Raw genomic sequence first — 21,410 nt, 5'->3', positions numbered from 1 at the left:
GAACGTAAAGGCTAGTCGTACTGGCTGAAGCGGCTAGGGGTGGAAATCTGTTCGCGCAGGTACTGGTAGCGGGGGATGTTTTCTTTCAGGACCGACAAGGGGTTGGTGCCCACACCCAGGCGGGTGAAGCCCACAAACTCCAGCTGGAACGCGATTTTCTGGCTTGCCGTGGACGTACTGGTTTGGGTCCGGCTCAGAACCACCCGGCCCAGCCAGCAACCCGCATCGTATTCAAAACCCAGCACCGCATCGACCATTTTGCGGTCTTGCATGCTGTAGTTCATACGGCCCACGCTGTACCAGCGGCCGGCACTCGGTTCTGCGTCGCCCCAGAGCGCGCTCAGCGGCCATTGCCAGCCGATGTCGATCTGTTCGCTGGTGCCGCGCTGGTAGCGGTAGTTGGCGCTGATCACACGGTAGTTGCCCGGGTTCCAGCGTCCGCCGACGGTCGAGCGTTCAGAACGGCCGGTCTTGGGGTTGTATTGCACCGTGGAGTCGAAGCTCCAGCGCGGGTCCCAGTTCAGCTGTGCACCGACCAGCACATCGCTGAGCCGGTCGGACACCGGCGTACCGCCGGGCAGGGTGACGTTCTGGTCCTGGAAGCGCAAGCGCTGGGCAATGCCGAAGCGGGCCAGCTCGGCGCCGGTTTCGGGCTCCAGGAAGCGGGTGGTCAGGCCCAGGGTCAACAGGTTGTTGTCGGAAATCCGGTCGTTGCCGGCAAACGCGTTCTCGGTGAACACGGTGGCAAAGTTGAAGTCGTTCGCGCCCGAGTCGTAGATCGGCAGATTGCTCTGGTTACGGTACGGGGTGTTGACGTAGAAGGCCCGCGGCTCCAGGGTCTGGCGCAGCGCCTTGCCCCAGAAGCTGGTGTCGCGTTCGAAGATCAGGCCGCTGTCCAGGCTGAAGGTCGGCACCGTGCGGCTGGCGTTGGTCGCGCCATTGGCCAAGGGTTCGTCAAACGTGTAATTGGTCGCGTGCAGCTGCACCTTGGGCGTCAGGAACCAGCCCGGGGCCACCCAGGGACGGCTGATCTGGCCCAGCACAAAGGCCCGCTTGGCATTCGGCTGCAAAGTCAGGCTGCGGTCGGCAGAAAACTCGGTGTAGTCACCGTCCACCGAGGCATCCAGGCCGCCCGGCAGGTCGTAGCGGGCGTAGCGCGCCGTCAGCTGGGGCAGGCGGTCATATGGCGGGACGATGGGCGAGCTGATGCTCTGTATGGTCTGCCATTTGAGGGTGCGCACGCTGGTGGTGAAGTTGCCGCGGCTCCACGACACAGAAGCATCGTTGGACAGCAAACGCTGGGTCAACGTCGACGAAGTTTGCGTAAAGTCGGTCCAGTAATTGTTATCACTGACCCGGTTCAGGTTCAGGTTCAGGCCCAGCTTGCCAACGCCCGACAAACCGGAATCAATCGTTCCGGTATGCGTAAAAGCGTAGCCCCAGCGCGAGCTATCGCGCAGCTTGTCGTCGGGCATGAAATTGGCGCGCAGCGTGCCCCGGTAGTCCGGCTCCAGGTAGCGGAATTCACCGCCGAAATCGACGCCGCGCTTACTCATCAAGGTCGGAAACAAGGTCGCATCCCGGTTCGGCGCGATGTTCCAGTAATAAGGCACCGTCAGTTCAGCGCCATTGACACTGTCCAGGCCGATAGTCGGCGGCAGAAAGCCCGATTTACGCTTCTCCGACAGCGGGAAGTCCATCGCCGGGAAGGCCATGATGGGCACGTCCTTGAAGCGCAGCACTGCGCCATCGGCCACGCCCACCTCTTCTTCGGTATCGATGCTGATCGAGGTGGCCTTCAGAATCCAGTCGGGCAGCCAGTCCGGGCCGGGCTGGCGGCGGCAGGTGCTGTAGGTAGCGTTGTGCAGCACCACCCGCTTGTCGTCGATGAAATCGGCGCGGCTGGCCTCGCCATAGGCCCCGTTCTTCAGTATCTGGTAGCGCGGCTGGTCGAAAAAGCCCTCGAACGCATCCACCTTGAGCTGCAGCGTCGGGCCTTCGTAGATATTGCCGGCGCTGTTGATGTGCACATTGCCGCGGGCCTTGAGCAAGTCGTCGGGCTGGTAGTACTCCACCCGGTCGGCCTTGATCACCATATCGCCCTTGCGCATCACCGCATTGCCCTCGATCACCGTGTCCAGATCCGGCCGGCCCAGGGTGTGGTCGCCCGAAAAGAAGGTCGGCATCTGGTCGCGCATGGCCTGCGGGATCTGTTCCTGCAGCAAGGGGCTGGACTTGAGCACCAGCGGCGGGTCCGGTTCTGGGGCGTCCTGGGCGTGCAAGGCGAACGGCAGCAGCGCGATGGCGACAAAGGCCACCGGCGTCAGGGTGAAGCGGCTACGGCGAAAGCTGCGCTGGAATTCAGGCATCAAAGAGGTGACTCAGTCAGGCGAAGGGGTTGTACAAAGCGGCGGGTCCGTGATCCAGCCAACCCGGATTTGTAGAATGGATTATCCATGAGCCCTCACTCCCCCTCGCCGTCCGCGGCAACTTCTTCCCCATCCGCCCCCATCGTCTGGGCTGATGCCCAGCGCGCAGCGGCCTTCCACGCCTGGTTGAACGCGCTCGCGGCCACCCACCAACTGCAGCTGGACAGCCTGCACCTGGCGGCGGCCGACGCCGGTTTCCGACGTTACTTCCGCTTGCAAACCGCCACCGGCAGCTGCATCGCCATGGACGCGCCGCCCGACAAAGAGAACTGCCAGGCCTTCGCCCAGGTCGCCACGCTGATGGCCCAGGCCGGCCTGCGGGCCCCCGAAGTGCTGGCCTGGGATGAACCCAACGGCTTCATGCTGCTCACCGACCTGGGCACGCAAACCATGCTCGACGTGCTGCAGCCCGAGACACCGCTGGCCAACACCGGCCTGTTCCACCAGGCGGTGGACACGCTGATCACCTGGCAACGCGCGTCAAAACCTGGCGTGCTGCCGGCCTACGATGCGGCCGTACTGCAGCGCGAGCTGGCCTTGTTCCCCGACTGGTACGTAGCCCAGCACCGCGGTATCACCCTGGACGACAGCCAGCGCACCACGCTGGAATCGGTGTTCGCCCAGATCGTCGCCAACAACCTGGAAGCCCCCAGCGTCTACGTGCACCGCGACTTCATGCCTAGAAACCTGATGGTTGGTACCGACAAACTGGGCGTGCTGGACTTCCAAGATGCGCTCTACGGCCCCATCACCTATGACATCGCCAGCCTGCTGCGCGACGCCTTCCACAGCTGGGAAGAAGACTTTGTGCTGGACATCACCATCCGCTACTGGGAGCGCGCGCGCAAGGCCGGCCTGCCGGTGGGCGACGACTTTGGCGCCTTCTACCGCAGCGTCGAATGGATGGGCCTGCAGCGCCACCTGAAGGTCGCCGGCATCTTCGCCCGCCTGACACTGCGCGACGGCAAGCCCAAATACCTGGCCGACACCCCGCGCTTCATCGCCTACATCCGCGCCACCGCCGGCCGCTACCGCGAGCTGAAGCCGCTGCTGCACCTGGTCGACAAGATCGAAGGCACCGCCCCCGCCACCGGTTTCGCCTACGGCCGGATGTAAAGAATTTAAAAGAAATACGGCTTTGGCGCAGGTACTACCTGCACCAGCAGCTACACAAACAATAGCAACCCACTTTTATGCCGCGCTTTTACTGTCCCGCCCCTCTGGCCATTGGGGCCACGCTGGACTTGCCCGCCGGCGCTGCCCGCCATGTGCAGGTGCTGCGCATGCAGCCCGGCCAGAGCATCACCCTGTTCAACGGCCAGGGTGGCGAATTTGAAGCGGTGATCGACCGCATGGGCCGCAGCGATGTGGCCGCGACCGTCGCCAGCCACGATCCGGTGGAGCGCGAAGCCGCGCGCGCCGTGCACCTGGTGCTGGGCATGCCCGCCAACGACCGCATGGACTGGCTGGTCGAAAAAGCCGCCGAGCTCGGCGTGGCCAGCATCCAGCCGCTGGTCACCGAACGCAGCGTGCTGCGCCTGAACGGCGAACGTGCCGACAAGAAGCGCGCCCACTGGCATGCGGTCGGCGTCGCCGCCTGCGAGCAATCGGGCCGCAACCGCGTGCCTGAAGTGCATGCGGTGCGCAGCTTTGCCGACTGGGTGGCCTCGGCCCAGGCCGAGAACGCCTTTTTGCTGTCGCTGCGCAGCGGCAGCCAGCCCTTGCTGGCGATAGCCCCCGCCAGCGGCGCCCTGCATTTCTTGAGTGGCCCCGAAGGCGGACTCAGCCCGGCCGAGGAAGACGCGGCCATCGCCCGTGGCTTCCGCCCGGTCACCCTGGCCAACCGCGTGCTGCGGGCCGAAACCGCGCCGCTGGCCGCCCTGGCCCAACTGCAGTTCTAGCCATGGACGACATACTCCCAACCGACAGCGACACCCGGCTGTCGGATTACTTCCGCGACGCCGACTTCGCCAGCGAATCCATCACCGCCTGGCGCATCGACGCGCAGGGCGCACTGGTCGACGCGCTGCGCGGCCTGTTCCACGGCCCGTCGGGCCTGGTGCGGCTGCGCCTGTGGGTCTTTATGGGCCTGCTCGGCCAGAGCGAAGCCAGCCTGAACCGCGATGAACTGAATGAGCTGTTCCACGCGGTGCGCCCCGAAGCGCTGGAAACCGTGTTCAAACGCTTCCGCGACACCGGCCTGCTGCTGTGGGACGAAACCCAGCGCCGCACCAGCCTGACGCCGCTGGCCCAGCAACTGGCCGGCGTGCTCGGCGTGCTCAACACCGCGCCGCCCGGCGACGGCGAAGACGGCGACCTGGCCAGCCTGCTCGGACAGGTGGTCGGTGCCGACCAGCTCGGCACGCTGGACGCCGCCCAGGTGCAGATGCTGCAGGCCCAGCTGGGCCGCCTGCATGCCGAGTTCGAGGACGCGATCGCCAGCGGTTCCGAATTCCGCCTGCGCGAGGCCCGCAAGCGCTACGACCGCGCGGCCCGGCTGATCGACAAGGCCTCGACCGCCATCACGGCAATCATCGGCCACGCCCACGGCCATGTGACCATGGAGCGGGCCGCCCGGGCCCTCGGCCAGGCGCAGAGCCGCCTGCTGGCCATGGCCAGCCAGTTCAACCGCGCGCTGCAGCAGGTCGACCGCGAGCGCGTCACGCTGGGCACCACCGGCATCACCAGCACCGACGTGAAACGCTGGCTGCAAACCCTGGCCAGCCCCGAACACCTTTTGCAAGACGCGCTGTCCCACCCGGTGGGACTGGTCGCGCTGGCCCCCCATGAATTGCTCGATGTGACCGAAGCCGAATTTGAACGCGACCGCCCCACGGCCAGCCTGCCCGATGCCCTGCCTGAATCGCAGGTCGCACCGGTCGGCGAACTCAGCGCCGTGGCCTTGCCGCAGGCGCTGGCCGACCTGTCCGAGCTGCTAGCAGCCTGGCATGCCGACACTCCGAGCCCACGTACCGCGGTCGACGCGCTGCTGGGCGAGGTACCGCAAGACGCGGCCTATGCCGAGGTCGCCTACAAGGCCCAGCTGCTGCCGCTCTTGGGCGACGCCCAGGCCTGCCTGCTGCCAGGAGCTACCGGCGACCTGGCGCGCCAGCCCTGGCGCGTCGAATGGAGCACCGACTTCCTGACACTCGACCACCCGACCCTGGCCGGCGTCAGCGCCGGCCAGCTGCTGTCCACCGCAACCCCTGAAAAGAGCGAATAAGCCATGGACGAAGCCGCCCTGTTAGTCGCCGAGCTGCTAGCCCGCCGCAGCCTGCCGCGCACCCATCCGCGTGTGAAGCGTGCGCTGGTGAATGCCGAATTGTTTGCCCAGACCGAACAGCGCCTGGCCGACATCGGCCTGCGCTGGATGGACAACATCTATGCCGAGCATGTGAGCCTGGCCCTGCTGCCCACCGCGCAAACCAGCGTGATGGGCGAGGCCGGCCTGAACGCCAACAACAACCTGGAGCTGCCGCGCGACGGCGTGGCCCTGCTGGTGGTGCTGTGGTCGCTGATCATCCTGCCCAAGCGCGAGCGCCAGACCAGCCGTGCCCCGGTGGCCGAGCCGCAGAACGAGATGTTCGCCAGCAGCAAGCCGCTGCCGCCGGTGCGCGACGTCAGCCCCGTGCTGTCGTACAAAGCCTTGCTGGAAGACTACGGCCCACAGCTGGGCAAGAAGACCCGGCTGGACGGCAACCTCAAGCTGCTGGAGCGCCACGGCTTCATCCTGCGCAAACAGGACGACATCGCCGAGGGCCCGCTGCTCGACGTGCTGCTGGACTACGACATCCTGGCCCCGCGCATCCTGGATGGCGCCTTGGCCGACGTGCTGGCGCGCGAGCAAGCCGCCCGCCAGGCCGAAAAACCTTCCGAAAACTGAAGCCATGTTCCACCTGCAAAGCCTGGAGTTGGTCCATTGGGACTACTGCCAACGCGTCAGCCTGCCGCTGGACGCGTCCATCATCACCATCGCCGGCCCCAACGGCTCGGGCAAGACCACGCTGCTGGACGCGATGCGCACCCTGCTGGGCCTCAAGTGCTCGTCCCCGCGCGACTACAAGACCTATGCGCGGCATGCCGGCGCCAACATCGCCTGGCTGCGCGCGGTGGTCGACAACCAGGCGCAAACCCGGCAGACCAGCAGCCGCCCGTTCGCCAAGCGCCTGCTGTACAGCGACCAGGTGACCCTGGCCTGCCGCATCGAACGCAACGGCGGCGACTGGCAGCGCCGTTACATGGTGGTCGAGGGCGACGCCAGCATCGAGCAACTGAGCGCCACGCCCGACAAAGACCTGGGCCTGATGGGCATCGAGGCCTGGGGCCGTGTGCTGTCCGCCGCCGGCCTGTCGCCCGCCATCGCCAAGGTGCTGTCGCTGGAGCAGGGCCAGACCGACCGCCTGTGTGAATTCAGCCCGCGCGAGTTGCTGCGCCTGGTGTTCGACGTGTTTGGCGACCAGGAGGTGCTGAACCACTACGACACCGCCCGCGAACACCAGCAGCAGCTGGGCCGCGAAATGGCCCAGGCCGAGCACGAGCTCGACCACAGCAAGGCCCAGCTGGCCGAGCTGCAAAGCCGGGTCAGCAACTACCAGAACTGGCAGCACAAGGTGCAGGAGCAGGAGCGCCTGGCCACCGAGGTGGTGCCGGTGCTCGAATGGCATGGCCAGCGGCAAAAGCTCACCGAGCGCAGCCGCGAACAGCGCCGCCAGCGCCAGCACCACCGCCAAGCCCTGGCCGAGCGCGCGCGGCAGAACGCCCAGCTGCTGGAGCTGCTGGAAGTGCGCAGCCAGGCCGATGCCCACGCCAGCCAGCTGCTGCAGGAGCGCGATGCCGCCGCCGTGCAGCGCGACAGCACGCGCGACTTCGAGCGCCCGCTGGAAGACCTGTTCAAGCGCGAAACCGAGCTGCTGGCCCTGGTCGACAAGGAAAGCGACGCCGAAGCCCTGACCGCCCATCTGCAAACCCTGCACACCCAGGAAGAAGGGCTGCAGGCCCGGCACAGCGCGACACTACAAAAAAGAGAGCTGGCTGCGCAGGCGCTGTCTGCGCTAGAGGGCAAAAACACTCCACCGCATCCGGAAGACGCGCGGCGCCTACGCCAGCGCCTACAAGCGCAGAAAATCGGCCACCGCTTCCTGGCCGAAGTGGTCGAGGTGCGCGACGAGCATTGGCGCGCCGCCATCGAAGGCGTGCTGCGCCCGCTGCGCTGGATGGTGCTGCTGGAAAAAGCCGACGACGTGGCCCAGGCCGACAGCATCGCCTCGGCCGACCGCTACCGCCACTACATCACCGCCCCCGGCGACAACGTGCCGCAGGCCGATGCCGCCTCGCTGCTGGCCCAGGTGCGCTTCGACGCCAAGCTGCCGCGCTGGCTGATCCAGCAGCTGCAAAACCTGCGCTGCGTGGCCGACCCGAGCGAAGGCCGCAAGACCAGCGGCAGCTGGATCACGCCCCAGGCCTATAGCTTCGATGGGCGCGGCGCGCGCTCGGTCTGGGTCGAGCCGCGCGACCACCAGTTCGGCGCCGCTGCCCTGATCGCCCGGCGCGACGCGGTAGAGCGCGACCTGCGCAAGCTGGACGCCGAACTCGGCCCGCTGACGCAGGAGCTGCTGGCCCTGAAGCGGCAGATCAAGGACTGCCAAAAATCACTCGAAGGCCATAGCGCCGCCGAAGAGTTGGCGCGCCGCAACGACGAATTCAGCGCCGCCCGCCAGGCCCTACCCGGCGCCAAGCAGGCGCGCGTTGCCGCGGCCCAGCACTGGCAGACGCTGGACAAGGCCTATGGCGACGCCAAGACCCGGCACCAGCAGACAGACACCCAGTACCGCCAGCTGGAGCAAACCTTGCGCCAGAAGAACCAGGACGCGGACCGCCTGGTGGCCGAACTGCTGCAGACCCGCAAGCAGCAGACCGCGAACATCGACACATCCAACCACCGGCGCCGCCAGATCCCCGAAAAATGGCGCACGGCCGAGGTGCTGCAAAGCCTGGTCAAAACCTACCAGAACGACACCCAGGCCCGGCTGCGCCTGCAGTCGGTGCATGAGGAACTGCAACTCGACACCTGGGAAAAAGACGCGACGGTGGAAGAACGCTACCGCCGCATGGAGGTGCTGGTGCGCGAGCAGGGCTACAGCCTGGGCGACCACCAGGCCAAGAATGCCCAGGCCGGCATCGCCGTGCACAACGCCCGCGAAAGCTATATCGAGGTGCTGCGCAGCACGGTGCGGCGCTACCGCAAGAACATCCAGGAGCTCGGCGAGCTGGCCGGCGTGGCCGTGAATGCCGACCTGCCGGTGCTGGAGAACGAAGACAGCGTGCTGGCCCAGGCCGGGCTGAAGGTGCACTTCAACTTCGACGGCAAGGGCAGCATCGGCCTGAACGACGGCGAGGCCTCGGGCGGCCAGCAGGTCATCAAGTCGCTGATCCTGCTGGTGGCACTGCTGAAGGACGACGAAACCGCCTCCGGCGGCTTTGTCTTCATCGACGAGCCCTTCGCGCACCTGGACGTGCGTAACATCCAACTGGTCGGCCACTTCCTGCGTTCCACCCAAGCCCAGTACGTGTTGACCACGCCGATCACCCACAACCTGGAAGTCTTCGAGCCCGCCGAGATCACCCTGATCACCAGCAAGAAGCCGAAGAACGCGCGCTGGGCGCCGCCGATTGCGGTGGCCAAGCGCCGCACTCCGGTGGACAAGGCCGCGTGATTTAACCCCGCCGCTCTGCAGCCGGAACGCGCGCCCCAGGGATACCGTGGAACCGGCTCCGCCGGGCCACCGGTATCGCCCCCTGCAAGGGGGGTGGCGAAAACACGCAGTGTGTAGCCTGGGGGTGAGCGTCAACCCGCCAGCTGCTGCATCTCCTGGTACAGGTCGGCCTTGCCCTCGAAGCCTATGCCGGGCAGCTCGGGCAGGGTCACATAGCCGTTGTCGACCTTCACGCCGTCGGGGAAGCCGCCGTAGGGCTGGAACAGGTCGGGGTAGGACTCGTTGCCGCCCAGGCCCAGGCCGGCGGCGATCATCAGCGACATCTGGTGGCCGCCGTGCGGGATGCAGCGCGATGGCGACCAGCCGTTTTCTTTCAGCATGTCCAGGGTGCGCAGGTATTCAACCAGGCCGTAGCTGAGCGCGCAGTCGAACTGCAGCCAGTCGCGGTCGGGCCGCATGCCACCGTAGCGGATCAGGTTGCGCGCGTCCTGCATGGAGAACAGGTTTTCGCCGGTGGCCATGGAGCCGGCATAGTGCGGGGCCAGCTCGGCCTGCAAGGCGTAGTCCAGCGGGTCGCCGGCTTCCTCGTACCAGAACAGCTCGTACTGCGACAAGGCCTTGGCGTAACTGACGGCGGTTTTCAGGTCAAAGCGGCCGTTGGCGTCCACCGCCAGCTTCTGGCCCGGGCCGAGCAGCTTGAGCACGGCTTCGATGCGCTGGCAGTCTTCGGCCAAGGATGCGCCGCCAATTTTCTTCTTCACCACCGAGTAGCCGCGGTCCAGGTAGCTGCGCATTTCGCGCTCCAGGCCGGCGATGCCCTGGCCCGGCCAGTAGTAGCCGCCGGCCGCGTAGACGAAGACCTTGCGGTTCGCCGTGCCGTTGCCGTAGCGCTCGGCCAGCAGCTGGTACAGCGGCTTGTCGGCGATCTTGGCGACCGCGTCCCAGACCGCCATGTCGATGGTGCCCACCGCCACCGAGCGCTCGCCGTGGCCTCCGGGCTTTTCGTTGGACATCATGGTGGCCCAGATCTTGTGCGGGTCCAGGTTGCTGCCGTCGTCTTCCAGCAGGCTGGCGGGCTCGGCCTCCAGCAGGCGCGGGATGAAGCGCTCGCGCATCAGCGCGCCCTGGCCGTAGCGGCCGTTGGAGTTGAAGCCGTAGCCTATGACCGGCTTGCCGTTGCGCACCACGTCGGTGACCACGGCCACCAGGCTCAGCGTCATCTTCGAGAAGTCGATGTAGGCGTTGCGGATATTCGATTTGATGGGGCGCGTGGATTCGCGGATGTCGATGATTTTCATGGTCAGAAAGTACGTGGGTGGTTGAGGTTCAGCGGGCCAGCGAGGACCCGCCGCAGATCTGGATTTCTTGGCCGGTAATCGCTGCCGCCGGCGGCGACAGCAGGTAGCCGACCAGGGCCGCGACTTCCTCGGGCTGGATCAACCGGCCCATGGGCGGCAGTTTGGGCGGCACGGTCTGGCGCGCGGGGTCGGCCAGCATGGCAGTCTGGGTGGCGGCGGGCGACACCACATTGACCGTCACGCCCTGGGCCACCACCTCGGCCGCCCAGCTGCGCGCCAGGCCGACCAACGCTGCCTTGGTGGCCGCGTACTGGCTGCGCCCGGCCACGCCCTGGGCGACCCGGCTGCCCACCAGCACCACTCGGCCGCAGCCGGCGGCAGCCATGCGCGGCAGCACGCTGTTGGCGATGCGGGTCACGGCGTCCACATGCAGCTGCCACATCAGCGCGCCGCCCGCCGGCTGCAGGCTGCCCAGCGGGGCTACGCGCAGCACGCCGGCCGCATGCACCAGGGCTTGCAGCGTGGGCAGGGCCTCGGCCGCGGCCTCGGTGGCAGTGCCGTCGCTGAGGTCGACCTGCACATGCTGGAAGTGGGCGTGCGCGATGGCGGGCGCGGCCACGTCGAAGCCGGTGACCTGCCAGCCCTGGGCCAGCAGGGATTCGGCAATCGTCTTGCCTATGCCGGAGCTGCTACCGGTGACCAGCGCGTGTTCATTGTTCGGCACGGATCTTCCCTTCACTGATGATCTTGGCCGAGCGGGCCATGTCCTCGCGCTCGAAGTGTTCGAAGTCCTCGCTGCTGCCGGGGGTCAGCAGCAGGCCTTGCTCCATCAGCTTCTCGCGCATGTCGGTGGCCAGGGCCTTGTTGACTTCGGCGTTCAGGCGCTTGGTGACCTCGGCCGGCAACTGGGCCGGGCCCCACAGGCCGTACCAGCTGTAGAACTCGTAGCCGGGCACGGTCTCGCCCACGGTCTGCACATTCGGCAGGGTGGAGACCCGCTCCTTGGAAGTCACCGCCACCACGCGCAGCAAGCCGCTTTTGTTGAAAGAGGACGAGCCCAGGATCGGGTCGATAAAGCCGTCGATCTGGCCGCCGATCAGGTCCTGGTAGGCCGGCGACGAGCCCTTGTAGGGCACGACCAGGTATTCCATGCCGCTGGCGCGCTTCAGCAGTTCGGTCGACAAATGGCCGGCCGAGGCGGTAGAGCCGATGGCGAAACTCATCTTGCCGGGATTGGCCTTGGCGTAGGTGATCAGGCTTTTGACATCGGTGATCGGCAGGTTCTTGTTGACGGCGATCGCCAGCGGGGCCTTGGCCACCAGCGAGATGGCGGTGAAGTCCTTGACCACGTCGTAGTTGGCCGACTTCAGCACCATAGGCGTAGTGGTGAAGGTGGAGGCGTTGAACAGCAGGGTGTAGCCGTCGGCCGGCGACTTGGCCACGGCCGACGCGCCGATGATGCCGCCGCCACCCGCGCGGTTGTCCACCACGAAGGACTGGCCGGTCTGCTCGCTGAGCTTTTGCGCCAGCATGCGGCCGACCAGGTCCAACGTGCCGCCGGGCGGGAACGGGATGATGACCTTGACCGGCTTGTTCGGATAAGCCTGGGCCCAGGCGGCGGGCGTACCCAGGCTGCCACAGAGGGCTGCCGTGGCAAGCACGGCATGGAGGAATTGTTTGCGTTGCATGTCTTGTCTCCAGTGGGTGCCGTTATCAGCGCTTCAGCAGGCCGGCATTCGCCACGGCGGCGCGCAGGGCGGCCATTTCGGCATCGTTTGGCGCTTCGGTGGGCGGGCGCACGGTGGGCGCGTCCAGCACGCCGGCCAGGTACATACCCATCTTCATGCGCGCATGGGCTTCACCCGTGGGTTCGCCGCCGCCATACACCGCGTCCTTCAGCGGCGTGATCACGGCCTGCACGGCCATCGCGCGTTTCAGGTCGCCGGCTTTCACTGCCTCCCACAGGTCGTTGATCAGGCTGGGGATGAAGGTGGCAAAGCCGACCAGCGCACCATCCACGCCCTGCACCATACTGGCCAGCAGGTATTCGTCGTGGCAGGTGAGGATGGCCTTGGAGGCATCGGCCTTGCGGATGGCGGCAATGTCGGCCGCGTATTTGTTCATGTCGCGCTGGCCCACCTTGAAGGCCTGCACCGCCGGCAGCCGGGCCAGCTCGGCCAGGGTGGCCGAGGAATACGAAGCCCGGGTCCAGGCCGGGTAGACATGGGCTACCAGGTCCAGGCCGACTTCGGCAATCGCATCGAAGTAATGGGTCACGTGGTCGGGCCGGAAACCGAAACGCAGCCAATGGTGCGGCGGCATCACGTCGAGCCCGCGGGCGCCAGCGTCGCGCGCCATGGCGGCGTGTTCACGGGCCTCGGCCAGGCCTTCGCAGACGATGGAGGAAATCACCGGCAGCCGGCCTTCGAGTTCGCTGGCGACGATGCGCGTGACCTGGGCGCGTTCCCGTGCCGTCAGCGAAAACACTTCGCCGGTATGGCCATTGGTCATGATGGCGACCACGCCAGCCTGCTGGGCCAGCCAGGACGCGTGGCTGCGCAAGGCCTTCTCGTCGATCTTGAAGTCCGGCGTGAAGGGGCAGGCAATCGCGGGAATAATCCCCTTGTAGTTTTGAATCGTTGGCATGTGTTTGTCTCCTGGGTGCGGTGGATCTGAGTGCGAGAGCCGCGATGGTCCAACAGCCGCGCCGGGCTGTCCAATGCCGTTTTTCTCCTCTGCAGTGCCGGCAAAGCACTGCTTGTTCTTCATTGCTTTATTTGGCGGATATGAACCTCTCCTGGCTCGAAGACTTCCAGGCCCTGGCCGCATCGGGCAACTTCTCGCGCGCGGCCGAGCAGCGGCATATGACGCAGCCGGCCTTCGGGCGCCGCATAAAAGCGCTGGAAGAGTGGCTGGGGGTCAGCCTGTTCGACCGCAGCGGCCATCCGGTGAGCCTGACGGAAACCGGCCAGTGGTTCGTCAGCGTGGCGCAGGACATCCTGCAGCGCGTGGCCCGAGTGCCTGAGGAAGCCCGTGCGGTCGCCGATGCCAGCGCCGCCAGCCTGCGCTTCGCCGCTACCCATGCGCTGTCACTGACGTTTTTGCCGACCTGGCTGCGCAGTCTGGAATCAATCGCGCCCATCGGGCCGATACAGCTGGTGTCGGACGTGGCGCTGCATTGCGAAGCCCTGATGCAGCAGGGGCGTGCGCAGTTTCTGCTGTGCCACGCGCACGCCGACGTACCTGGCCGACTTGACCCGGAAGACTTCACTTCGGTGCAGGTCGGCACCGACACCTTGCTGCCGGTCTGCGCACCCGATGCCGCGGGCAAGCCGCGCTATCTGCTGTCCAGCACCGGCAAGACCGCGGTACCTTTGCTCGCCTTCAGCGCGGAGTCCGGCCTGGGCCGCATCGTGCGGGCCTTGCGCGGCGAAGCCCTGGACAAAGCCCATGCCGAGCCGGTATTTACCGCCCATCTGGCCACTTTCCTGAAATCCATGGCGCTGGAGGGCCGGGGCGTGGCCTGGTTGCCGCTCAGCCTGATCGAAGACGAATTGCGCGAGGGTCGGCTGGTGCATGCCAGCCAGCGCAGCTGGTGGGTCGAGGTGGAAATCCACCTGTTCCGCCGCAGCAGCGCAGAGCCGGCGGCCGCCGAAGCGTTCTGGCGTGTAGCCTCAGGCGCACAACACAAAAACAACGGCGTACACCATGGACTTTGAAAACGAACTGGCCGGGCACCGCAACTACCTGCTGCGCTTTGCGCGCCTGCAGCTGCGCAACGACGCCTGGGCCGAAGACGCGGTGTCGGAAACCCTGCTGGCCGCCCTGAGCAAGCCGCAGTCGTTTGGCAACCGCTCGCAGCTCAAGACCTGGCTGGTCGGCATCCTCAAGCACAAGGTGCTGGACCTGTTCCGGCACCACGCCCGCGAGGTCTGCCTGGACAACGACGATGCATCGGCAGACGAGCTGGACAATCTGGTGTTCAAAGCCGACGGCCACTTCGCCCAAACTCCGGCGGACTGGGGCAATCCGGAGCAGGATTTGAACTCGCGCCAGTTCTTCCAGATCATGGAGGCCTGCACCGAGAAACTACCCGCCATGCTGGGGCGGGTGTTCCTGATGCGCGAATGGCTGGAGCTGTCCAGCGAAGATATTTGTAAGGAACTGGGACTGACGCCGACCAATCTTTACGTCCAGTTGCACCGCGCCCGTTTACGGCTGCGCGAATGCCTGGAACTCAACTGGTTTGGCCATGCCAAGGAGGCTTCGTGACCCCACTCAGGCGCACTTGTAAACAAGCCGCGGCACTGCTGATTGCGCGAGAAGACCGCCGCATCGCGCTGTCGGATGCGGTCGCGCTGCGCCTGCATTTGTTGGCTTGCAAGGCCTGCCCGCGCTTCGAGCGCCAGCTGCTGACCATGCGCAACGCCATGCAGCAGTGGCGCAATTACCGCAATGATGAAGAGCCGGAGAGGCCACAGCAAAGCTAGGTGCGGGTTCATCCCTAGGCAACATCTGCACAACTTTTTTGTGGTTTCGGGCCAGATGTAGCATAATCACGAAGTACTGTCATCCAATGGCAGTGCTAGTTTGCGGTGATTGGTCAGTTTCGCGTCTGCTTTAGTCTTCAATGGTTTGTTGATTGCGGTTATCGGACTCCATCGCGTTTTGCGTTTTTTAGAGGAGTCCTTTCATGGGCAACAAACTTTACGTAGGCAACCTGCCTTATTCTTTCCGCGATGAAGACATGCAACAGGCTTTCAGCCAGTTCGGCTCCATCTCCAGCGCCAAGGTCATGATGGAACGTGACACCGGCCGCTCCAAGGGTTTCGGCTTTGTCGAAATGGGCAGCGATGCTGAAGCACAAGCAGCTATCAAGGGCATGAACGGTCAAGCTATGGGCGGCCGTAACCTGGTTGTCAACGAAGCACGTCCGATGGAAGCCCGTCCTCCCCGCTCCGGTGGCGGCGGCGGTGGCTACGGTGGTGGCAATGGCGGCGGCGGCTACGGCGGCGGCAACGGTGGTGGCGGTTACGGCGGTGGCCGCAACAGCTACTAAAATTTGTTTGCTTGGGGTTTGCGCCCCGGCTACAAAATAAAAAAGGACCCTTGTGGTCCTTTTTTGTTGCGTGAAATTTGTCACGTTCAGATGCATCATATTTTTTATTTGAAATCTATTGATCTAGCCGCATAATGCAAAAGTGTGGGTCAGAAGCCCACACAGGTTTGCGGTGTCGGTCGGTTTCGCGTCCTAAGTTTCTGTAGATTGCGTCTTCGGGACTCCGTCGCTTTATTAATGTGTTTTTGAGGAGTCCCTTAATGGGCAACAAACTGTACGTTGGCAACCTGCCTTACTCGGTGCGCGACAGCGATCTGGAACAATCTTTCAGCCAGTTCGGTAGCGTCACCAGCGCCAAAGTGATGATGGAGCGTGATACCGGTCGCTCTAAGGGCTTTGGTTTTGTTGAAATGGGTAGCGATGCCGAGGCACAAGCGGCCATCAACGGCATGAATGGCCAACCTTTGGGTGGCCGTAGCTGCGTTGTAAACGAAGCCCGTCCCATGGAAGCCCGCCCCCCCCGCACCGGCGGTGGTGGTGGTTATGGCGGCGGTGGCGGCGGATACGGCGGTGGCCGTAGCGGCGGCGGTGAAGGTGGTGGCGGCTACGGCGGCGGTCGCTCCGGTGGCGGCGGCTACGGCGGCGGCGGTGGTGGCCGCGGTGATGGCGGTGGCGGATATGGCGGCGGTGGCCGCTCCGGTGGCGGGGGTGGCGACGGTGGTTTCCGTAGCCCCTACGGCTCTGGCCCCCGCGGCGGTGGCGGCGGTAATGGCGGCGGCGGTGGTCGCGGCGGTTACTAAAATTCCGACTGCAATTCTGCAGAAATAAAAAAGGCTCCTCAGGAGCCTTTTTTGTTGGCGGCGTTAACCCACATTAATCAATGGATTCCAGATCCTGCGGTTTGCCGCGGCTTGCGGGCCCGACCTACCAATAACTTGTCGTACACCGCATTCGGCAAGAGGCGCATGAGTTTAGCCACCACACCCATTTGCCATGGAATAACCCGGTAGCTGCAGCCTGATTCAATGATGGCCAATGCCTTATTCGCAAAATCTTGTGGCTGCATCAAAAACGGCATGCCATAACTGTTTTTCTGTGTCAGCGGAGTATCGATATAGCCCGGGCAAATAGTGACCACCTTGACCCCGCTCGCGCGCAGTTCCCCACGCAAGCTTTCGCAATAAGCAATCACCCCCGCTTTGCTGGCGCAATAGGCACCGTGGCCCGGCAGTCCCCGGATACCAGCCACACTGCCTATGCCAACCAGCACGCCACTGCCGCGCTGTGCCATGGCCTGGATAAAAGGGTGAAAGGTGGCGGCCAGACCGAGGTTATTGGTGGCAAAAGTCTGGGCCATCACTGCCAGGTCTTCCTGCATGGCCGTATCCATGCCGATGCTGATGCCGGCGCTGGCGATCACCACATCGGGCACGCCCTGGCTGGCGATGCAGGCCAGACCGGCCGCCACAATGCTGTCCGGCACCGCCACATCTGCACTATAAATTTTATAGCTGTCTGCGCTTATTCCTTCAGCGCTAGCCCATGATTCGATCACTGAAGTTCGGCGCGCCACCAAGGCCAGGCGGTAACCGGCCTGGAAGAACCGCAATGCCAGGGCCTGGCCGATGCCGCTGGATGCGCCGGTGATGAAGACCAGTTTGGACATGGCCGGGCTTATGGCGCCGCCTGGGGCTGCAAAATGCCCCGCACACGTCCGTTCAGTTGCATCTGGCGGTCCAGATTGTCGTAATCCATGGTGTCCGCCGTGAAAGTGTCCTTACCCCGGATCAAGGTGACCGGCTTGTTGGAGCGCACACGTTCGGTCTCCATGTATGCATGCAGGAAGTCGCTACGGAACTCCAGCCGGGGCTGCAGCACCACGCCTTTGCTGGTGACGGCCTCGCGCACCACGACTGCATTGCCGAACAACTGCACCTCCGAGCCGTCGGCATTGCTCAGGCCGCGGTCGGCGGTGGCCACGGTGACCAGGCCCTCTGGATTCACCGAGCGAATCCGCACCTTGTCGATTTCAACGGTGTCGTTGTCGGGGAAATGCCGAGCTTCGACCCCCAGCACCTCGCTTTTCAGGCGACCCAGGGCGTCAAAGGTCTTGACCGAAAAAGTACGCATGAAGTAGTCGGGCTCATGCGATACCGGAGCCGCGACGCCGGCCGCAGTGAATATAGGGGTGTTGCGCACCAGCCAGTAGCTGCACAGCGCCAGCACGGCCATCAAGATGATCGGCAGGTAGATGGATAGGCGCTCCCACGCCGAACGCAGTACGGTCTTCACGCGAGGTACTCGTGCAGCAGCGTAGCGTAGTGGCCGCCGGCCACCAGCAGCAAGTCACATAGCTCCCGGGCCGCCCCATGGCCGCCGGTACGCTGGGTGACATAGTGGGCAGCAGCCAGCACTTCGGCCTGGGCGTTGGCGGGTGCGCAAGCAAATGCACAACGGCGCATCACCGGCAGGTCCGGCCAGTCGTCACCGATGGCGGCAGCCCGCGACCAGTCCAGCCCGAGTTCCGCTAGGACGCGTTCGGCGGCGGGGCGCTTGTCTTCGGTTCCAAATACCGCATGGGTGATGCCCAGAGCCTGTAGCCGCACACGCAATGGCAAAGAATCCCGGCCAGTGATCACCACCGGTGTTATGCCTGCTTTTTGCAGCAGTTTGAGGCCGTGGCCGTCCAGGGTGCTGAAGCGCTTGAGAGTTTCGCCCTCCTCGGAAAAATACAGGCCACCGTCGGTCAATACGCCGTCGACATCAAAGAAAACGACGCGTACGTCTTGCGCCTTGAGCAATAGCTCTGGCGGGAATTGTATTGCAGGTGTCGGCATCAGATAACTTTAGCCCGCATCAGGTCGCCAATATGCACCATTCCCACCAAACTACCGTTGGGTTCGACGACCAGCACGCAGGTGATGCGGTGTTCTTCCATCAATTCCGCGGCGTCCACCGCCAAGGCATCGGGGCGGATGCTGCGGGGGCGCAGATGCATGACATCCTGCGCACATTTGGTCCGCAGATCGACGCCGTTTTCTATCAGGCGGCGTAAATCGCCATCGGTGAACACGCCCAGCACCTGCTGCTGCGCATCCACCACCGCGGTAATGCCGCCTTTAGCGCTCATTTCGCGCATCATGTCGCCAAAAGCGGTATCGGGTGCCACGCGCGGAACGTCTTCGCCCGAACGCATCACATCGCTCACATGGGTCAGCAATTTGCGGCCGAGCGCACCGCCGGGATGCGAACGCGCAAAGTCTTCGGCTTTGAAGCCGCGCGCATCGAGCAAGGCCACAGCCAGCGCATCGCCCAAGGCCAGCTGTGCGGTGGTGCTGGCGGTGGGCGCCAGGTTCAAGGGGCAGGCTTCCTTATCTACACCGCCGTCCAGCACCTCGGTGGCATGGCGCGCCAGGGTGGACTGCAAGCCTCCGGTGATGGCAATCAAGGGCACGCCCTGGCGTTTGAGCACCGGCAGCAATACCGTGATTTCACCGCTCTCACCACTGTTGGAAATGGCCACCACCACGTCGTTGGCCTGGATCATGCCCAGATCGCCATGGCTGGCCTCGCCGGGGTGCACGAACATTGCCGGGGTACCCGTAGACGCCAAAGTGGCGGCGATCTTGCGGCCGATATGACCGCTTTTACCCATACCCATGACTACCACGCGGCCGCGGACCTCCAGCATCAATTGCACGGAACGGGCAAACGCATCCGTCAGGCGGTTTTTCAGGCCGGCCACGGCGGCGGCTTCGATGTCAAAGGTCTCACACGCTTGGCGCAAGGCCCGGGCAGCGTCGAAAGAAGGGGCAAGCGGCGGAACGGAAGTCATGGCTGCGATTCTATCGACGTGCCCCCTGCAGTTTCTTTTCAGGGCATGGGCGGTACGCTTGTTAGCATAGGCACATGACCGCACTGGAACTGACGCTGATGTACCTGCTGGCCGCCGTGCTGGGGGTGGTCACGTTCCGTTCGCTGAAGCTGCCGCCCATGCTGGGCTACCTGGTGGTGGGCGTGGTGATTGGCCCGAACGCGCTAGCGCTGGCCCAGAACTCCGAAGGCATCAAACACCTGGGCGAATTCGGTGTGGTGTTTCTGATGTTCGTCATCGGGCTGGAGTTCAACCTGCCCAAGCTGCGCGCCATGCGCACGCATGTGTTTGGCCTGGGCATGTTCCAGGTGACCATCACCATGCTGTTCGCCACCTTTGCCTCGCTGATGTTCGCCACCATGGCGCCCACATTGTGGAATATGCAATGGCAGACTGCACTGGCTTTGTCCGGCGCGCTCGCGATGAGCAGTACGGCGATTGTGGTCAAGCTGATGGCAGAACGGCTGGAGATGGAGTCCGAACACGGCAAACGGGTGATGGGCGTGCTGCTGTTCCAGGATTTGGCGGTGGTGCCGCTGCTGGTGCTGATCCCCGCGCTGGGATCTTCGCCCGAAGAACTGTTTGCCTCACTGGCCCTGGCGTCGCTCAAAGCCGCAGCACTGATTACGGTGCTGCTGGTGGGCGGCCAGAAAGTCATGCGCTGGTGGCTGACGATTGTGGCGCGGCGTAAAAGCGAAGAGCTGTTTGTACTGAACCTGCTGCTGATCACCCTGGGCCTGGCCTGGCTGACCGAGTTGGCCGGACTCAGCCTGGCGCTGGGCGCTTTTATCGCCGGAATGCTAATTTCAGAAACCGAATACAAGCACCAGGTGGAAACCGACATCCGGCCGTTCCACGATGTGCTGCTGGGCCTGTTTTTCATCACCATCGGCATGCTGCTCGACTGGCGGCTGGTGCTCGAACACTGGAAGCTGGTGCTGCTGCTGCTGACGGTGCCGGTGCTGTTCAAGCTGACCATGGTGACCGCGCTGGCCAAGCTGCTGGGCGGCACGGCCGGGGTGTCGCTGCGCACTGGCCTGTATCTGGCCCAAGCCGGTGAATTCGGCTTTGTGCTGCTGACCCTGGCGCAAGAGAACCGGCTGGTACCGCCGGCCCTGCTGAACCCGATCCTGGCCAGCATGGTGCTGTCGATGCTGGCCACGCCCTTCATCATCATGTACAGCAACCGGATTGTGATGAAGCTGGTCAGCAGCGAATGGCTGCAACAGTCCTTGCACATGACCAGCATCGCGCGCAAATCCATCAACGCCAATAAACACGTCATCATCTGCGGCTATGGACGCTGCGGCCAGAATCTGGCCCGCATGCTGGAGCGCGAAGGCATTCCCTACATGGCGCTCGACCTGGATCCCGACCGGGTTCGCCAGGCCGCAGCGGCCGGCGACTCGGTGGTGTTCGGCGACGCCGCTCGACTGCAAGCGCTGATGGCGGCCGGATTGGCGCGGGCCAGCGCGGTGGTGATTACCTACCTGAGCGTGCCCGGAGCCCTGCGCGTACTGGTGCACACCCGCGCCCACGCGCCCCAGGTGCCGGTAATTGTGCGCACCCAGGACGACCATGATCTGGAAAAGCTGCGCCAGGCCGGTGCGACCGAGGTCGTGCCCGAAGCCATAGAAGCCTCGTTGATGCTGGCCAGCCACGCGCTGGCCTTGGTTGGCGTGCCGATGCGGCGGGTGATCCGCGTAGTGCAAGACCAGCGGGATGCGCGCTACAACCTGCTGCGCGGCTATTTCCATGGTGCGGACGACGATGGCGTGGACGAACTGCACCACGAGCGGCTGACCACCCTGACCCTCACCATCGCCGCCAAATGCCTGGGCAAGCCGCTGGGACGGCTGGCACTGCACGCCGTGGGTGTGCGCGTCATCAGCCTGCGCCGCCAGAATGGCAAGACCGAAATACCGGCCGACGAAACCTTGCTGGAAGACGGCGACACCCTGGTGCTGTCGGGCCAAGCCGCCACCCTGGCCCTGGCCGAAGACAAATTTTTAAAAGGCTGACCTGCCGGCCCAGAGG

At 64.6% G+C, this 21,410-nt stretch carries 20 protein-coding genes; 11 read left to right on the top strand and 9 right to left on the bottom strand.

Features of this window, described 5'->3' with window-relative positions; genetic code table 11:
- Nucleotides 1-11: 11 nt before the first annotated feature.
- Nucleotides 12-2,369: an LPS-assembly protein LptD gene (locus BLT66_RS08270; RefSeq protein ID WP_092757217.1), complete on the bottom strand. Its 2,358-nt coding sequence runs from the start codon at nucleotides 2,367-2,369 to the stop codon at nucleotides 12-14.
- 87 nt (nucleotides 2,370-2,456) lie between these two features.
- Here BLT66_RS08270 and BLT66_RS08265 point away from each other — a divergent pair, with 87 nt between their 5' ends.
- From BLT66_RS08265 to BLT66_RS08245, 5 genes are all read left to right on the top strand, one after another.
- Nucleotides 2,457-3,545, top strand: coding sequence for an aminoglycoside phosphotransferase family protein (locus BLT66_RS08265; RefSeq protein WP_092757216.1), 1,089 nt, complete (start codon nucleotides 2,457-2,459; stop codon nucleotides 3,543-3,545).
- Between the two features lie 77 nt (nucleotides 3,546-3,622).
- Nucleotides 3,623-4,330 (top strand): 16S rRNA (uracil(1498)-N(3))-methyltransferase, encoded by a 708-nt coding sequence (locus tag BLT66_RS08260; RefSeq protein WP_092757215.1) that lies wholly within the window; start codon nucleotides 3,623-3,625, stop codon nucleotides 4,328-4,330.
- Between the two features lie 2 nt (nucleotides 4,331-4,332).
- On the top strand, nucleotides 4,333-5,652 hold the full coding sequence (locus BLT66_RS08255; RefSeq protein WP_092757214.1) for an efflux RND transporter periplasmic adaptor subunit: 1,320 nt from the start codon (nucleotides 4,333-4,335) through the stop codon (nucleotides 5,650-5,652).
- Between the two features lie 3 nt (nucleotides 5,653-5,655).
- On the top strand, nucleotides 5,656-6,312 hold the full coding sequence (locus tag BLT66_RS08250) for a hypothetical protein (RefSeq protein ID WP_092757213.1): 657 nt from the start codon (nucleotides 5,656-5,658) through the stop codon (nucleotides 6,310-6,312).
- A gap of 4 nt (nucleotides 6,313-6,316) precedes the next feature.
- Nucleotides 6,317-9,142, top strand: coding sequence for an ATP-binding protein (locus BLT66_RS08245; protein ID WP_092757212.1), 2,826 nt, complete (start codon nucleotides 6,317-6,319; stop codon nucleotides 9,140-9,142).
- A gap of 131 nt (nucleotides 9,143-9,273) precedes the next feature.
- Here BLT66_RS08245 and BLT66_RS08240 read toward each other — a convergent pair whose 3' ends face one another.
- The 4 genes from BLT66_RS08240 to BLT66_RS08225 are packed head-to-tail and all read right to left on the bottom strand — an operon-like array spanning nucleotide 9,274 to nucleotide 13,086.
- Nucleotides 9,274-10,440, bottom strand: coding sequence for a mandelate racemase/muconate lactonizing enzyme family protein (locus BLT66_RS08240; RefSeq protein WP_092757211.1), 1,167 nt, complete (start codon nucleotides 10,438-10,440; stop codon nucleotides 9,274-9,276).
- Nucleotides 10,441-10,468: 28 nt separating this feature from the next.
- Nucleotides 10,469-11,164, bottom strand: a complete 696-nt coding sequence (locus BLT66_RS08235; RefSeq protein WP_092757210.1) for an SDR family NAD(P)-dependent oxidoreductase — start codon at nucleotides 11,162-11,164, stop codon at nucleotides 10,469-10,471.
- Nucleotides 11,151-12,128 (bottom strand): Bug family tripartite tricarboxylate transporter substrate binding protein, encoded by a 978-nt coding sequence (locus BLT66_RS08230; RefSeq protein WP_092757209.1) that lies wholly within the window; start codon nucleotides 12,126-12,128, stop codon nucleotides 11,151-11,153. Before BLT66_RS08230 ends, BLT66_RS08235 begins: the two co-directional genes overlap by 14 nt.
- Before the next feature lie 25 nt (nucleotides 12,129-12,153).
- Nucleotides 12,154-13,086, bottom strand: coding sequence for a dihydrodipicolinate synthase family protein (locus tag BLT66_RS08225; protein ID WP_092757208.1), 933 nt, complete (start codon nucleotides 13,084-13,086; stop codon nucleotides 12,154-12,156).
- Nucleotides 13,087-13,226: 140 nt separating this feature from the next.
- On the opposite strand from BLT66_RS08225, the gene BLT66_RS08220 reads away from it, so the two are divergent.
- The 5 genes from BLT66_RS08220 (at nucleotide 13,227) to BLT66_RS08200 (ending at nucleotide 16,299) form a co-directional block, all read left to right on the top strand.
- Nucleotides 13,227-14,159: a LysR family transcriptional regulator gene (locus BLT66_RS08220; RefSeq protein WP_092757207.1), complete on the top strand. Its 933-nt coding sequence runs from the start codon at nucleotides 13,227-13,229 to the stop codon at nucleotides 14,157-14,159.
- Nucleotides 14,149-14,712 carry a sigma-70 family RNA polymerase sigma factor gene (locus tag BLT66_RS08215; RefSeq protein WP_092757206.1) on the top strand — a complete coding sequence of 188 codons (564 nt, stop codon included), beginning with the start codon at nucleotides 14,149-14,151 and terminating at the stop codon, nucleotides 14,710-14,712. Before BLT66_RS08220 ends, BLT66_RS08215 begins: the two co-directional genes overlap by 11 nt.
- Nucleotides 14,709-14,930: a zf-HC2 domain-containing protein gene (locus BLT66_RS08210; RefSeq protein WP_255406834.1), complete on the top strand. Its 222-nt coding sequence runs from the start codon at nucleotides 14,709-14,711 to the stop codon at nucleotides 14,928-14,930. The genes BLT66_RS08215 and BLT66_RS08210 overlap by 4 nt, the downstream gene beginning before the upstream one ends.
- A 203-nt stretch (nucleotides 14,931-15,133) precedes the next feature.
- Nucleotides 15,134-15,499 (top strand): RNA recognition motif domain-containing protein, encoded by a 366-nt coding sequence (locus BLT66_RS27400; protein WP_092757204.1) that lies wholly within the window; start codon nucleotides 15,134-15,136, stop codon nucleotides 15,497-15,499.
- Between the two features lie 260 nt (nucleotides 15,500-15,759).
- Nucleotides 15,760-16,299, top strand: coding sequence for an RNA recognition motif domain-containing protein (locus tag BLT66_RS08200; RefSeq protein WP_092757203.1), 540 nt, complete (start codon nucleotides 15,760-15,762; stop codon nucleotides 16,297-16,299).
- A 77-nt stretch (nucleotides 16,300-16,376) separates the two neighbouring features.
- On the opposite strand, the gene BLT66_RS08195 is transcribed toward BLT66_RS08200, so the two are convergent.
- From BLT66_RS08195 to BLT66_RS08180, 4 genes are read right to left on the bottom strand one after another with little or no spacing between them, the layout of a single operon-like run.
- The gene (locus BLT66_RS08195; RefSeq protein ID WP_092757202.1) at nucleotides 16,377-17,165 is read right to left on the bottom strand and encodes an SDR family oxidoreductase; all 789 of its coding nucleotides are present in this window, start codon (nucleotides 17,163-17,165) and stop codon (nucleotides 16,377-16,379) included.
- An 8-nt stretch (nucleotides 17,166-17,173) separates the two neighbouring features.
- Nucleotides 17,174-17,791 carry an LPS export ABC transporter periplasmic protein LptC gene (gene lptC / locus BLT66_RS08190; RefSeq protein ID WP_092757201.1) on the bottom strand — a complete coding sequence of 206 codons (618 nt, stop codon included), beginning with the start codon at nucleotides 17,789-17,791 and terminating at the stop codon, nucleotides 17,174-17,176.
- Complete coding sequence (locus tag BLT66_RS08185; protein WP_092757200.1) at nucleotides 17,788-18,336, bottom strand: KdsC family phosphatase; 549 nt, start codon at nucleotides 18,334-18,336, stop codon at nucleotides 17,788-17,790. Before BLT66_RS08185 ends, lptC begins: the two co-directional genes overlap by 4 nt.
- On the bottom strand, nucleotides 18,336-19,334 hold the full coding sequence (locus BLT66_RS08180; protein ID WP_092757199.1) for a KpsF/GutQ family sugar-phosphate isomerase: 999 nt from the start codon (nucleotides 19,332-19,334) through the stop codon (nucleotides 18,336-18,338). The genes BLT66_RS08185 and BLT66_RS08180 overlap by 1 nt, the downstream gene beginning before the upstream one ends.
- Before the next feature lie 74 nt (nucleotides 19,335-19,408).
- Here BLT66_RS08180 and BLT66_RS08175 point away from each other — a divergent pair, with 74 nt between their 5' ends.
- On the top strand, nucleotides 19,409-21,394 hold the full coding sequence (locus BLT66_RS08175) for a monovalent cation:proton antiporter family protein (protein WP_092757198.1): 1,986 nt from the start codon (nucleotides 19,409-19,411) through the stop codon (nucleotides 21,392-21,394).
- Nucleotides 21,395-21,410: the final 16 nt, after the last annotated feature.

The sequence above is a fragment of the Rhodoferax sp. OV413 genome (genome assembly GCF_900104385.1).
GTDB lineage: Bacteria > Pseudomonadota > Gammaproteobacteria > Burkholderiales > Burkholderiaceae_C > Rhodoferax_B.
This window is presented reverse-complemented; position numbering and strand designations above follow the sequence as displayed.

What these genes read in the sequence shown, in the direction of transcription:
- BLT66_RS08270 (WP_092757217.1), bottom strand. Translation starts at nt 2,369, where the DNA reads ATGCCTGAATTCCAGCGCAGCTTTCGCCGTAGCCGCTTCACCCTGACG.
- BLT66_RS08265 (WP_092757216.1), top strand. Translation starts at nt 2,457, where the DNA reads ATGAGCCCTCACTCCCCCTCGCCGTCCGCGGCAACTTCTTCCCCATCC.
- BLT66_RS08260 (WP_092757215.1), top strand. Translation starts at nt 3,623, where the DNA reads ATGCCGCGCTTTTACTGTCCCGCCCCTCTGGCCATTGGGGCCACGCTG.
- BLT66_RS08255 (WP_092757214.1), top strand. Translation starts at nt 4,333, where the DNA reads ATGGACGACATACTCCCAACCGACAGCGACACCCGGCTGTCGGATTAC.
- BLT66_RS08250 (WP_092757213.1), top strand. Translation starts at nt 5,656, where the DNA reads ATGGACGAAGCCGCCCTGTTAGTCGCCGAGCTGCTAGCCCGCCGCAGC.
- BLT66_RS08245 (WP_092757212.1), top strand. Translation starts at nt 6,317, where the DNA reads ATGTTCCACCTGCAAAGCCTGGAGTTGGTCCATTGGGACTACTGCCAA.
- BLT66_RS08240 (WP_092757211.1), bottom strand. Translation starts at nt 10,440, where the DNA reads ATGAAAATCATCGACATCCGCGAATCCACGCGCCCCATCAAATCGAAT.
- BLT66_RS08230 (WP_092757209.1), bottom strand. Translation starts at nt 12,128, where the DNA reads ATGCAACGCAAACAATTCCTCCATGCCGTGCTTGCCACGGCAGCCCTC.
- BLT66_RS08225 (WP_092757208.1), bottom strand. Translation starts at nt 13,086, where the DNA reads ATGCCAACGATTCAAAACTACAAGGGGATTATTCCCGCGATTGCCTGC.
- BLT66_RS08220 (WP_092757207.1), top strand. Translation starts at nt 13,227, where the DNA reads ATGAACCTCTCCTGGCTCGAAGACTTCCAGGCCCTGGCCGCATCGGGC.
- BLT66_RS08215 (WP_092757206.1), top strand. Translation starts at nt 14,149, where the DNA reads ATGGACTTTGAAAACGAACTGGCCGGGCACCGCAACTACCTGCTGCGC.
- BLT66_RS27400 (WP_092757204.1), top strand. Translation starts at nt 15,134, where the DNA reads ATGGGCAACAAACTTTACGTAGGCAACCTGCCTTATTCTTTCCGCGAT.
- BLT66_RS08200 (WP_092757203.1), top strand. Translation starts at nt 15,760, where the DNA reads ATGGGCAACAAACTGTACGTTGGCAACCTGCCTTACTCGGTGCGCGAC.
- BLT66_RS08195 (WP_092757202.1), bottom strand. Translation starts at nt 17,165, where the DNA reads ATGTCCAAACTGGTCTTCATCACCGGCGCATCCAGCGGCATCGGCCAG.
- BLT66_RS08185 (WP_092757200.1), bottom strand. Translation starts at nt 18,336, where the DNA reads ATGCCGACACCTGCAATACAATTCCCGCCAGAGCTATTGCTCAAGGCG.
- BLT66_RS08180 (WP_092757199.1), bottom strand. Translation starts at nt 19,334, where the DNA reads ATGACTTCCGTTCCGCCGCTTGCCCCTTCTTTCGACGCTGCCCGGGCC.
- BLT66_RS08175 (WP_092757198.1), top strand. Translation starts at nt 19,409, where the DNA reads ATGACCGCACTGGAACTGACGCTGATGTACCTGCTGGCCGCCGTGCTG.